We start from the raw sequence: 12,840 nt of genomic DNA on the forward strand, positions 1-12,840 counted from the left end.
TCACGCCCGTAATTGTGATGGTCGCCGTTTGAGCAACTGAGCCACCTTCGCTATCAATCACGTTATAGCTATAGGTAATCACGGCGGATTCACCCACCGCCAGATCGTTGTAAGCACTCGGGGTAATATCCAGCTGGTTTCCGTTGATGGTGACGCCACTGGCGTCGCCGCTGTCCAGCGTCAGACCGTCCACACTCAACAGGTCCGTCGTATCGGGATCACTGGCACCCGTCAGCAGGTCCAGACTGAAGCTCATATCATCTTCCGTCGCAGTTGAAGTCACAGCCGCACTCACTGCGGGTGCATCATTCACGCCCGTAATTGTGATGGTCGCCGTTTGAGCAACTGAGCCACCTTCGCTATCAATCACGTTATAGCTATAGGTAATCACGGCGGATTCACCCACCGCCAGATCGTTGTACGCACTCGGAGTAATATCCAGTTGGTTTCCGTTGATCGTAATTCCGCTGGCGTCGCCGCTGTCCAGCGTCAGACTGTCCACACTCAACAGGTCCGTCGTATCGGGATCACTGGCACCCGTCAGCAGGTCCAGACTGAAGCTCATATCATCTTCCGTCGCAGTTGAAGTCACAGCCGCACTCACTGCGGGTGCATCATTCACGCCGGTGATCGTGATGGTAGCAGTCTGAGCCACACTGCCCCCTTCGCCATCGATCACATTGTAAGAATAAACGATGACCGCGGACTCACCAACGGCCAGATAAGTGTAGGCACTCGGATCGATATCCAACTGGTTACCGTTAATCGTGATGCCGCTGTCGTCACCACTGTCCAGCGTTAGACTATCCACATTCAATACGTCGGTCGTATCAGGATCACTGGCGTTGGTCAGCAGATCCAAGCTGAAACTCGCATCGTCTTCCGTCACCGTTGAAGTTACCGCAGCACTCACGGCGGGAGCATCATTCACACCCGTAATCGTAATCGTCGCGGTCTGAGCCACTGAGCCCCCTTCGCCGTCGATCACATTATAAGAGTAAACGATGACTGCGGACTCACCCACGGCCAGATAATTGTAGGCACTCGGATCAATGTCCAGCTGGTTACCGTTAAGAGTAACCCCACTATTGTCACCACTGTCCAGAACCAGAGCATCCACATTCAGCAGATCTGTCGCGTCAACATCGCTGGCATTGGTCAGCAGGTCCAGACTGAAGCTGACGTCATCTTCCGTCGCGGTCGTTGTGACAGCGGCACTCACGGCGGGAGCATCATTCACACCGGTGATCGTAATCGTCGCAGTCTGGGCAACAATGCCCCCTTCGCCATCAACCACATTAAAAGAATAAACGATGACCGCGGATTCACCAACGGCCAGATCGTTATACGCACTCGGGTCGATGTCCAGCTGGTTTCCGTTGATCGTAACACCACTATCGTCGCCACTGTCCAGCGTCAATCCACTGATATTTAACACATCAGTCGCATCAGGATCACTGGCGTTGGTCAGCAGGTTCAGGCTGAAGCTCGCATCGTCTTCCGTCACCGTTGAAGTTACCGCAGCACTCACGGCTGGGGCATCATTCACGCCGGTGATCGTGATGGTAGCAGTCTGAGCCACACTGCCCCCTTCGCCATCGATCACATTGTAGGTATAGGTTATGACCGCAGATTCACCCACGGCTAAATAATTGTAAGCACTCGGATCAATATCCAACTGGTTTCCGTTGACCGTCACACCACTATCGTCACCAATATTCAGAGTCAAGCCATCCACATTCAGCACATCAGTCGCGTCAATATCGCTGGTGCTGGTCAGCAAGTCCAGGCTGAAGCTCATATCGTCTTCCGTCGCGGTCGTCGTTACCGCGGCACTCACAGTCGGAGCATCGTTCACACCATGGATCGTGATGGTCACAGTCGCGGTATCCGTGCCGCCGTTACTGTCATCAATCGTGTAGGTAAATGTTTCGGTGGTTGACTCACCGTTCGCCAGAGCCTCATAGGCTCCGTTAGGATCAAATGCGAAACTACCGTTGGCGTTTAAAGTCAGAAGACCACCCGCCCCTATGGAAATCGAAGCTCCGACATCACCTGCATTGCCATTCACGGCTGAAATCGTCAGCGCGTCCATATCCACATCCGAGTCGGCAGTGGTGGGATTCGCAGCCAGCACGTCGCCGTTCATCAGAACGGTGTCCTCATCTGTCACAACAGCGTCATCGACGGCGACCGGTGCATCGTTGATAGCACTGACATCGATGGTAAACAGATTAGACTGAACAGTATTGCACGCAAGATCAAATGCTTCGATTACAATACTTGTCGATCCAGTCGCATTCAAGATCGAATTCAAAACCAAGTCACCGGTAGAGAAATCAAGTTGAACAAGACCATCATTTGAGATGCTTTGAACACGAAAGGCGACTTCCGTTCCTCCATTCTGATCGAAGTAAGTGGAGAGTGAACCCAAATTCAAGCTACCAAAATCTTCAGCCCCCGCTTGATCTGAGATACTTAACAAAAAGATAGGAGGGGTAACATCCAATTCGAAACTGACATCGAAGTCACCGGGCGAGTTCAGATTGCCGTGTTCATCCTCTGTCATGAAGTGCAGCGTATGAGCGCCCCCTTCTAGAGACATGCTGCCATTCAGATTGGTTTCCAACCAGCCACGCGTCAAGGTGAAGGAACCGCCGCTCGCGCCGCCGGAAATCATTCCGAAGATATCAACAAAACTGCCCCCATCCAGGGCAACTTTAAACTGAGTGATCAGGCTTTCGTCAGACACATTCCCGACGATGGTTAAATCGTTGGTCACGCCGTCTGAATTAGACACACCAGAATCAATCTGCAACCCTGCGACCACAGCAGGTGCGTCCTGATCTCCGATCAGTTCCAACTGGATCGGTGGAATATTTCGGTTGGAACTCAATGCTCGCATATCGGCATCGTCGATGTCACCATCTTTATCGCTGTCCAGCTCTTCTGAATAAAGATCTGTGCTCGGATCCAGCCCCAACTGTTGCATTAACTGAGTCGTATAGTGATTATAGCCAAAGAGATAATGGTAGCTGGCAGCCAGCGCGTGCTGGTATTCAGGATCAGAAACCGATCCACTGCCGTCCTTATCACCGGGCAGGAAGACGTCGACAATGAAACCACCCGTTTCGGCAGTTTGACCGTTGACCAGGATCTTGTATTCCCCTGGATTCAGTGTCGCTAAGACTAGCGAATTCAGGCCATTATGATCATTCTCAGCAAGAGTCAACTCAATAACCGCATTGGTATTCGCATTTAAGATTTGAATTGCTGCCGGATTAAAGGAAGAGTTCGCCGCCGCTCGAACCTCAAACCCAAGCGTCGGAGAGCTGCCGGCTCCCACATTCAAGAGCAGTTCCGTAGAGTCGTTCGGTTGATTCACTGAACTTTCGAGCGAAGCCAGGATATTACTAGCAAGCAAGGTCCGGTCTTCGAGTCGTTCGACGTGACTCGCATATCCAATCGGACGCGAGATCCGAAATGGGGAACGACGGTTTACTTTTCGAGTAGATTTACGGCCAAACAATCTCTTCAGGCTCTTCATAGTGTTTTTACTCGTAACTGATTGAATAGTGGTTGATTCACAAATGGTATGGTCGCGAGGGTATTTACTGTCAAAATAGTCACTTAATTTGACGATTAAGCGAATTAAATCTAACAGCCAGCCAAGCGTTCAATAAAAGGAAATTCTTTTTTGTGTACGCATATTTGGCTCAAGAATGCAGATATTAATACGCATTATGGAATATCTTTGCCGACGCGCGAACGAATTGCAATTAATAAAAAGAGATTCTACGTCGTTTAGGCAATCTTGTTCAGGTTGTAGGACCATCATAAAGGTCGTCCCAAAAGTAAGAGTCCTGTTCAGTAGGCGGGATGAGGAGAGCTGTTGCTTTAAAGCAACATGATTGTTCAACTTAGAAAACGTAAATGTTAAGTCTTCTGTACAAACTGATTGATCTGAATCAGATATCGCTGGCGAATGAATTCATCTCAAACCATGCTCCCTATTCGCTGTGCTCACTGCGCCAAATTCTTGTCCGATAACATAGGTAATTCAGAGCCGAAGTTAACGTTTGCTGCGGGAAATCACTGTTAAGACGTCACTTAACAAATAATTAGTTTCTGCCTGTTGGACCATCTAAACCGAAAAAAGGAGAAGAAGAGCTATTTTGCCACGAAGAAGGCGTCATGTTCTTTTGAATCAGGCAGGCAAGAGAAATACTTCTTTTTAAATAACTTATAGCTATCAATTCAGACAAAACAGACAGAGGAATCCAATCCTCTGATGTCTTGATCACTTAATTGTTCAGGCACAGGGTGGACACGACAGGATTATCGTTCCTCAGCCGAGCTATCACAAAAGTTGGAATAAGATGCAAATAAATAAAATCTCACAATGGATTGTGGTTGTAGTTGCTATTTGTACGCCTTGTCTGGCTCACGGACAGGAAACTCAACTGGCGGAAACGCTCATTCATGAATCCGTGCCGGGCGAAGAACCATCTTTGTACGAACCCATTTCTATGAATTACGCAGAGGCACCTGCCTGCAGCCCCGATCAGGCGCGTGCAGAGAGTTGTGTGAATGAGATGTGCCTGCCCGAATGCCAGTGTTGCAATTTTCTCGATCAGTTTCTGATGAGTCATTCTCCCATTTATCCCTCAATGAAGTCAAAACGGATTCACATGGGTGGCTGGATTGATCAGGGCTTTACCGGGAACTTTCAGAAGCCTAACAACAATTTCAACTTGCCCGTGACGTTCAATGATCGATCCAACGAATATCAGATGAACCAGCTTTACCTGTTCATGGAACGAGCTGTCGATTTTGGTGGCGATGAACTGGACTGGGGTTTCCGCGCCGATCTGCTCTACGGTACTGATTACTTTTTCACCACCGCGACCGGGCTCGAAACACACAACGACGGTTCGGCCCACTGGAACAGTGGCAATGGCCCCCGAGCTAACGGCGGTGATTCTTACGCCATGTATGGCCTTGCAATGCCTCAACTGTATGCAGAACTCTATATTCCCTGGCTCTCTGGTGTCAGTATCAAAGCTGGTCACTTTTATACGCCAATCGGGTACGAAAAAGTAACCGCACCAGATAACTTCTTCTATTCACACTCTTATTCCATGCAGTATGGGGAACCATTTACTCATACCGGTATGCTGGCAACCTTCCAGGTCAATGAGCAATTGCAACTGTTGGCTGGTGTCGCACGCGGCTGGGATACGTGGGAAGATCCCGATGATGACGCCGAATTACTGGCGGGAATCGGCTGGGTCAGCAGTAATAAAGAGACAAACATTAACGTGGCTTTGTCCTCTGGAGATCAGGATAACAATGCCAGTGCCAGTGCCAACCGCACCATTATCAGCTTTGTCCTGTCGCATCAATTCAGTGAATGCCTGACCTATGTCTTCCAGAGTGACTTCGGGATTCAGGACAACGGAGCGCTCAATAATCAATTTCAGGTTGTCCCCGCCAAATGGTATTCGATCAATCAATATCTGTACTATGATGTCTCAGAGACTCTTGCCTGGGGAGCCCGCTTCGAATGGTTCCGCGATCAGGAATTCTCGCGGGTACTCCAGTTGCCGGCCTCAAATGCCACAGGCGGCAACTACTATGAATTAACCCTGGGTGCCAACTGGCGTCCTCATCCCTGCGTGACAGTCCGACCGGAACTACGTTTCGACTGGTCTGACACCAGCTCCCCGTTATTCAACGTACAAGGCCCTTATAATGACTTCCAGGAAGACTATCAGATCTTGCTGGGTGGTGATGTGATTATTCGGTTCTAATCGTACTTGAAGGTACCATGGCTTCAACTACTGGTGTCATTGACGGCAGTTGCGATGTCGGCTCGTTTTAATGGTCGGCTTCATAGTAGGGTTCGACATGCACTACGACTTCCCTGACAGTAGGCCAGTCCAGTTGTATCTGGCGTCGCACCTGCTGAGCCGTTAAGTGGGCCTGATCGACGGTTTCGTTGGGATTGACTTCAATATCAATATTCACGTGTGCGTCAGGACCGGCAGTCTGAATGCGGACCTTTTCCACATCCAAGACGCCTGCGACCTTCATCGCAGATGCTTTGACCTGATCGAAATATTTCTGATGGGGAATTTTATCCGTCAGTTCATTCAGGTTCTCTCTGGCGGCAATCCAACCCAGATATACCATGATCACGGCCAGAATCATCGCTGTGATGTGATCGATCAAATGCCCGTAGCCGGGAATCTGGCTGGCAATCAGCAAACCAAAAGCAGCCACAAAACTGGTAATGGCATCAACGCGATAATGATAGGCTTCCGCAATCATCGCTGAGCTCTGTTCCTGTTGCGCCATCCTCAACACAACGCCACAGGTAAGCTCTAGAAGAATCGCTGCAAACAGGGGAATCGTCCAACTGACCCAGCCAATCACTTCAGACTGCGTATGGCTGATGGCCGCAAACAACTGATATCCGAACGTTCCGGTCCCCACAAGCAGTATCAGAATTCCCAATTGAAATCCGGCCAGAGGTTCATAGCGACCGTGGCCAAAGGGGTGATCTTCATCGGGAGGTTGTTCTGCCAGACGGATGGCAAATAAAATCGCCAGTGAAGTAAAGACATCGGCACTGCTTGCCAGCGCATCGACCAGCAGCACGGAATGCCCCAGAAACCAGAGACCGACCAGTTCCATCACGATCACAAACAGGCGAACCGAAATTCCCAGCCAGGCTACTTTCATCAAGCGCGCTGTTCTTCGGCGGCGAATGCGATTCACATCATCCGATAATGTGAGTGCATCCGGAAAGACATCCAGCACAGGAGTCTGAGGCGGTAAATCGGGATTCCCAGATGAATCGGAAGCTGCCATGAGAGTGCTAACACATCTAATGATAAGAAGTCAGGGCTCAAACCTTACTCGCCCCGTGACTCGACTGACTCTATTGCAGGGATCATCTTGATTCGAATCAGGAATTTTGACAAGAGCGAACGCAGCCGAATGAACTAAACTTTATGCTTTTTATCGTCTCCACTTTTTAGCGTCTCCAATAGTGACGATACGCATTCAGCAGTCTCACTCGGGCAGAATCAGAATGTCGGGCAATGACATTTGCTGCTCTTTGACCTTAATCTTTGCGGTCGGCCACTGTTCCATCGGGGTAATCAGGATCGTCTGGTCCTGTTCAATCAGAATGGTATCCCCGGTCATCGCGGGTCCAACGGAAGGGTGCCAGAATGCAGCCATGCCGGGGGCGAATTTGAAGTCACTATTCAGCAGAATGGACGTTTCCGCGGGCAGGTAGCCAATGATATCAGCCTGATCAGCGTGCTGCCATTCGTCAGGGCAATCATACTTCTCATAAATGCGTTTGACACGATTCCAGGTGTCGAACAAAGCCCAGTCCGGTTTGGAAAAATAGATGCCTGTTGCCTGCATTAACAAAGCCTGATGATGGGACTTGATAAAACTGGAGGGCGGTTTACCCAGCGAAACGGTTCGCGTCGCTGCCGCATGCAATCCATTTTGCGAGCCAACGGCCGAGATGACACAATAGCGTTCCAAACGGTCTTCGCCGTAGCCCCAGTGGCGATAGCGAATACTCTGGCCATCGACCATGACCTGCAACCGCTTGGGATTCACGCCATGTTTCAATAACCGATGCGACAGGCAGCCTGCGATCTCCTGTTCTGTCTGGCTGCGTTCCACTCTGCGGGCAGTCGCCTCAACAGCGTGGGAGACAATTTTCCCCAGAGCCCGTATGCGTTCGCCTTCCAGTTCGGTGAAAGGAACACGAAACCCTTTTAACTCCGCGGAAACATTCTGTGTCTGTTCCACGCCTGTATCACTGGCAACTTTTCTTCCCTTACAGAGATCTTTGATCAACTGGGATAATGGCTCGTACCAGGGACGGGTTTTAATTTGAAAACCGAGTCCGGGAATCGCGCGGTCGAAGATCTGGTTTGCATCGACATTGCTGCAGGCAATCAGCCGGGCATCCTGAGTGATGAAAACCGCAGCACAACTCTCTCCAGATCCAGAGCGGGTCAAATCGGCCCCAGAGGTAAACCAGGCGATATTTTCAGGAGACTGCAGGAGCAAGGCATCGAGTTGATTCTGTTCCAGAAAGTCGATGATCTGTTGCTGTTTGTAGTCAACATCGGTTGCACGTCGTGGATCGGTCGTGGGAATTTCTCCAGAAGAGATAGGTGCATTTGCATTGACTGCCACGATGGTCATAAAAGACTCCCGACTCGAATATTACAAACGACATCTCAAATACACGCACAGACCCTTTGAAAATCGCATGTTTGAATACTGATCTCATTAATGAGTTTTGTATTGATATTTGTTGAAGTCAAGCGTTTCTCGTTGATCCCAACGAAGAAAGCCAAGTTTCGTCTCAATTGTCGCTACGATCTCATCTATTCGGCTGTTCCAAGCCAGAATATTTGAAAAGTAAAGATGTGAATTACGATGACCTAGTGGACAGGATGGTGCAGACAGAACAGGCAATATAAAGGCGAATAAAAGCATCCTGCATCGCGCTCCGTTCCCTGATTATTAATCATATCACAATGTGAGAGAAATCAAGGGGAATTTATCAGAACGAATCGCTTCTCTGCGATAAACTGAGGAGATTTTCACTGTTTTTCAGTGAATGCGCGTACCCGTCAGCGGAGGAGTCTGCGAATATCTAAAGGTCGGTTTGAGACTTTTTGTATCACCGCCTGAACTTTGGATTCCTCTTGTTCGAGGTGTGCGATGACCTCGGAATACTGGCGATTCAGTTTTTGAACCAGCTGTTCCCGTTCCTGCCCCGCCCGTTGCTCAATCTGCTGAGCCATATTCTGTTTTTGTTTCACCAATTGCGACTGGAACGCAAGCTTCAAGCCCTGGGCAATTTTCTCTCCTAGTTCCGATTCCAGTCTGACTTCCGGTCGCTCATAAGAACCGGCACAATGCAATGTCGCCGAGATAGTCTCTACTGAAGAAAGCGTCTGCTGCACGATGTCCGCCATGATTTGATTTCCGGACTCAGATGTAGAGACCTCAAACCGGACCGGACTCTGATTAAATTCAAGGCGGCATTGAAAATCGTGCTCTCGTAATGTGACATACGATTTGCATTCGGTCTGGTCGGCAATCAGGTCGAGTGTCAGCTTGTCTGAATCTTCGAGTCTGATTTTTTTCTGATGGGGCAATTGAAACAGGACGACAAAATCATGCGTAGGTACTGATTCATAAAACTTGAGATCTCCGGCAAACTTGATCTCGGCGTCTGCTTCGACCTGAGCCTGAAGTTGAATCGGCTGCCGATACATTGAAGGCGAGGAGGAAAGTTCTTTGATCAGGCCGACGAAAGGATACATCTGCTGATCAACGCGTGCGTTTCCACTTAAGCGAATCTTTTTGAATAGAACCTTTGGCAGAGCCGTATCGCGACGAAAATCGATCCATTCCCCTTGTATCCGTTCCGGTTCCTGCTCATCCCGTAGCGTTTTGACAGTTTCAAAGATCATGCCGGACCAGCCGGAAACCTGTTCCAGTTGTTGAGACAACTCCTCGCCGATGATCGCATGCAGAATTTTCTGTGGATCGGGCGAGACAGACTCTACCAGTTGATCGAGGTTTGCCAGATCCTGTTCTTTGGCCCGTTCGATTCTCTGATAATCCTGTTGAGCAATTTGGGGAAGCGAATTCAGTTCGCTGCGAATCTGCTTGCCTTCTCTGACAAGTAAATCTACGCGCTCGGCTGACTCAGCATAGGTCTTGATTTTATCAATCGTTTTTCCATCAGCCGTCTTTACTCTATTTTCAACCGAATCAATTTCCAGTTTGACCTGCTGCAGACGCGTTTCATACTGGTCAAACCGCTGTTTCCATTCCTGTTGAATTGTCTTGGAAACCCGAACGGTCTGCAGTCGATTCGGATCGAGTTGTTCTGCGGCCGAATCTTTTAAAATACTCAGCCAGGATTTCCCCAGCTCCTTTGATTTTTCACGAAAACGACGGGAGTCTACAAAGAAACCGGTCCCCGGTTGATCAGCTGCGTGCTCCGACAATTCATCGGTTGCTGTGCGAGGTGTATCAAATTCCATCCCAGAGATGGTTGCTTCTTCAACAATCAGATTGCGGTACAGTAACGGTTTACCCGACAGTTTCATTTCAAGTTGATCGAAAGTAGCCAGATAACGTTTACTCGAACGACTGGCAATTGCGACAGGGCCGGTCTTGATTGACGGAGGAAAGAATCCGGTCTCGAGGCTCACGACCTCCACTTTCGTTCCAGTCAGTGATTCTCCCACCTGCACCAACCCCGTTCGTACGAGCGGATCAAAGGCAAAGGCAAAAAAGACCCAGAGAATGGTAGCTAGCGCAAACCGAGGGAGCAGGTAATTCCACTTCATGAGACTTCCCCGACAATCGCGCCCACTTGCGTCCCCCAGAGAATTTTCACAATACGATATTTTTTCAGTTTCTCAGCCACGAGCGGCGTGTATTTTTCAAACTGAGGTTTTGTGAAGTAATACACCGGGTAAAACAGCAACAGTCCCAGAATCAGGCTGCCCATCACGATGGTATTGTTAAAGTCAGTCCAAGGTGCCAGAGGCAGTTCATACACCGACTGCCAGAAACCCTGTAACGAAGATGCCAGCAACACGCCGCGACCAATCAGATGGCTTAAGGGATCAAACAGCAAGGAGAGCCAGGAGAACAGAATCGTCGACAAAGAAGCTGAACAGAGATTGACCTTGGAGCCGGCCAGAATGAATAGCAGGACAACCGCAATCAAGTTCTCTTTCGGAACCAGACCTATCACCATGCCCATACTGAACCCAAGGGCCAACTGGCGGGGTGAGGCAGCGCCACTGAGAGCGCTCGCAAGAAATCGCAGAGATCGAAGCCAATAAGACATGTCGAGACGAACTCCGCTCTATTTCTGGAGTGAGGGATGGAAAAAATAATTCTGCCCGCCTGAGAAGGTCAGGCAGAATCCCCCCCGATACGTTGTTTTATCGGTCCGAGTTCGTGTTCTCCTTAATTGATATAACCAGAAAATCTTAACATTCACAAATTCCCCATCTGTCAGCGCGGAATGTGGCCCGGAATAAGAAAGGGATCAGTAAAGTCCGATGCTTGCGGCATATTGGAGGAAAATAACTCGACTTACTTTTCCAGATAGAACATGACCGAAGCCCAGCCCAGCCAGACAGCAAACAAACCAACAATCAGATTTCCGGAGATGTTGAGAAACGCCTGCTGCATCTCAGAGTTTCGCATCAAACTGACTGTATCGTGACCGAAGGTCGAGAATGTAGTGAGCGATCCCAGAAAACCAGATACCAGGAACAGGCTTGCATGTTCGTGAACGCGGAGAGAGGGATGAAGCTGTTTATGCGTGATGATCGCCATCAGAATACCGATCAACAGACAACCGGCGGCATTCACCACTAAAGTCCCCGCAGGAAACCCCGGGTACCTGCGCGACACGAATTCCGTTATGCTGTATCGCGCAATCGCACCGACAAAGCCTCCTAACCCGACAGCCAGCAATTGTGACACAAATCAGTCCTTTACTCAGTCATGATTGACGCGCATCGTGAGCAGCGTTTTACTTGGAAGATATTTTCCAGAGATGTTTATCGCTACGAAGGAAGAGTGAATTGTCTGCAATCGCCGGCGTTGCCAGAATCGTTTCTTTCAAATCAATTTCTCCCGTCACTTCGCCCTTCTCTTCTCCCAGTTGGACAACCTGCAGCAGTCCTTTTTCACTGACCAGATAGAGATGATTGGCGGCGGCAATTGGTGTCGCACTGAAGGGGCCTTTCAAACGCAGTCGCCAGACGACTTCGCCGTTCTCCGGATTCCCACACGTTAAAACTCCCGCACGATTTACCGTGAAGATCCGTTTCTGATAAACGAGCGGACTGGCAGTGGAGGGAGACAACTTCTGTTCCGACCAGAGCACTTTCGGCGGTTCGCTGCTGGAACCGGGCACTAGTGCAGTCAGTCCTTTAGAGGGAATATACAGCACATTATCGCCCACTGTTGTTGAAGGAATGCGACTAGCGCCTTCTTCGTACTGCCAGGCCGTTTCACCCGTTTGAGGATAAATGGCATCAACACCATCATTCGACTGCAGCAATACCAGTGTTTCACCTTCACCGGAAGACTTGAGGATGGAGGGGGAAGTCCAGTTCGCCACGCGGGGACGTTTGATCTTCCAGCGGGCGATGCCGGTTTTGACATCCAGGCCTGTCGTGAAGGAATCATCATCATTTTCAACAGGCACAATTAAGGTTTCCCCGACTACAATCGGTGATGAAGCCATTCCCAGGCTATTACTGGCATTCGGAAAATCGTGAGACAGTCCCCGAATCCAGAGCAGATTGCCATCCAGATCGAGGCAAACGACATCGTTACTGGAAAAGGTCGCAAAGATCCGTTTACCATCGCTGGCCGGAGTCGGCGTCGCGACACACATCTTCGTGTGGCACTGCGTGCGGCCTGTCGCCCAGAACTGTCGTTCCCAGAGACGCTTGCCGGTTTTGAGATCGAAACAGAGCACGTGCAGTTGATCTTCCTTGAATCCTGTCGTGCTGGTGATAAAGACTTTATCGCCGACGACGATAGGGCCCGAAGCGCCGCGCCCCTCTAAATCGGCAGTCCAGGCGATGCTCTCCTGATCTACTTTTGAAGGTGGTGCGTCTGAGGTCGCCACATTATTAGTCAATGGCCCTCGAAACTGGGGCCAGTCGGCTCCGCAACACAAACCAATGGCGATCAGCGGCAGCAGCAATTTAAATGATTCGTTTTTCATCAGTTCATCCT

8 protein-coding genes are annotated in these 12,840 nt (G+C 49.7%); 1 reads left to right on the forward strand and 7 read right to left on the reverse strand.

Features of this window, described 5'->3' with window-relative positions; all coding sequences use genetic code 11:
* Positions 1-3,529 (reverse strand): Ig-like domain-containing protein (locus tag AAC022_RS17120; protein WP_339732993.1); only part of this gene is annotated, 3,529 nt, incomplete at its 3' end.
* A gap of 850 nt (positions 3,530-4,379) precedes the next feature.
* On the opposite strand from AAC022_RS17120, the gene AAC022_RS17125 reads away from it, so the two are divergent.
* Positions 4,380-5,813, forward strand: a complete 1,434-nt coding sequence (locus AAC022_RS17125) for a porin (protein ID WP_339732996.1) — start codon at positions 4,380-4,382, stop codon at positions 5,811-5,813.
* A 67-nt stretch (positions 5,814-5,880) separates the two neighbouring features.
* Here the strand turns inward: AAC022_RS17125 and AAC022_RS17130 are convergent, their stop codons facing one another.
* From AAC022_RS17130 to AAC022_RS17155, 6 genes are all read right to left on the reverse strand, one after another.
* Positions 5,881-6,876: a cation diffusion facilitator family transporter gene (locus AAC022_RS17130; RefSeq protein WP_339732997.1), complete on the reverse strand. Its 996-nt coding sequence runs from the start codon at positions 6,874-6,876 to the stop codon at positions 5,881-5,883.
* Positions 6,877-7,080: 204 nt separating this feature from the next.
* Complete coding sequence (locus AAC022_RS17135) at positions 7,081-8,244, reverse strand: M24 family metallopeptidase (protein WP_339733000.1); 1,164 nt, start codon at positions 8,242-8,244, stop codon at positions 7,081-7,083.
* Positions 8,245-8,678: 434 nt separating this feature from the next.
* The gene (locus AAC022_RS17140) at positions 8,679-10,415 is read right to left on the reverse strand and encodes a TIGR03545 family protein (protein ID WP_339733002.1); all 1,737 of its coding nucleotides are present in this window, start codon (positions 10,413-10,415) and stop codon (positions 8,679-8,681) included.
* The gene (locus AAC022_RS17145; protein ID WP_339733005.1) at positions 10,412-10,924 is read right to left on the reverse strand and encodes a TIGR03546 family protein; all 513 of its coding nucleotides are present in this window, start codon (positions 10,922-10,924) and stop codon (positions 10,412-10,414) included. The genes AAC022_RS17140 and AAC022_RS17145 overlap by 4 nt, the downstream gene beginning before the upstream one ends.
* Positions 10,925-11,175: 251 nt before the next feature.
* The gene (gene crcB, locus AAC022_RS17150) at positions 11,176-11,571 is read right to left on the reverse strand and encodes a fluoride efflux transporter CrcB (protein WP_339733008.1); all 396 of its coding nucleotides are present in this window, start codon (positions 11,569-11,571) and stop codon (positions 11,176-11,178) included.
* A gap of 49 nt (positions 11,572-11,620) precedes the next feature.
* Positions 11,621-12,829: a PQQ-binding-like beta-propeller repeat protein gene (locus AAC022_RS17155; RefSeq protein WP_339733011.1), complete on the reverse strand. Its 1,209-nt coding sequence runs from the start codon at positions 12,827-12,829 to the stop codon at positions 11,621-11,623.
* Between the last annotated feature and the right edge of the window lie 11 nt (positions 12,830-12,840).

This window comes from uncultured Gimesia sp. (genome assembly GCF_963976445.1).
Lineage (GTDB): Bacteria > Planctomycetota > Planctomycetia > Planctomycetales > Planctomycetaceae > Gimesia.

What these genes read in the sequence shown, in the direction of transcription:
- AAC022_RS17125 (WP_339732996.1), top strand. Translation starts at nt 4,380, where the DNA reads ATGCAAATAAATAAAATCTCACAATGGATTGTGGTTGTAGTTGCTATT.
- AAC022_RS17130 (WP_339732997.1), bottom strand. Translation starts at nt 6,876, where the DNA reads ATGGCAGCTTCCGATTCATCTGGGAATCCCGATTTACCGCCTCAGACT.
- AAC022_RS17135 (WP_339733000.1), bottom strand. Translation starts at nt 8,244, where the DNA reads ATGACCATCGTGGCAGTCAATGCAAATGCACCTATCTCTTCTGGAGAA.
- AAC022_RS17140 (WP_339733002.1), bottom strand. Translation starts at nt 10,415, where the DNA reads ATGAAGTGGAATTACCTGCTCCCTCGGTTTGCGCTAGCTACCATTCTC.
- AAC022_RS17145 (WP_339733005.1), bottom strand. Translation starts at nt 10,924, where the DNA reads ATGTCTTATTGGCTTCGATCTCTGCGATTTCTTGCGAGCGCTCTCAGT.
- AAC022_RS17155 (WP_339733011.1), bottom strand. Translation starts at nt 12,829, where the DNA reads ATGAAAAACGAATCATTTAAATTGCTGCTGCCGCTGATCGCCATTGGT.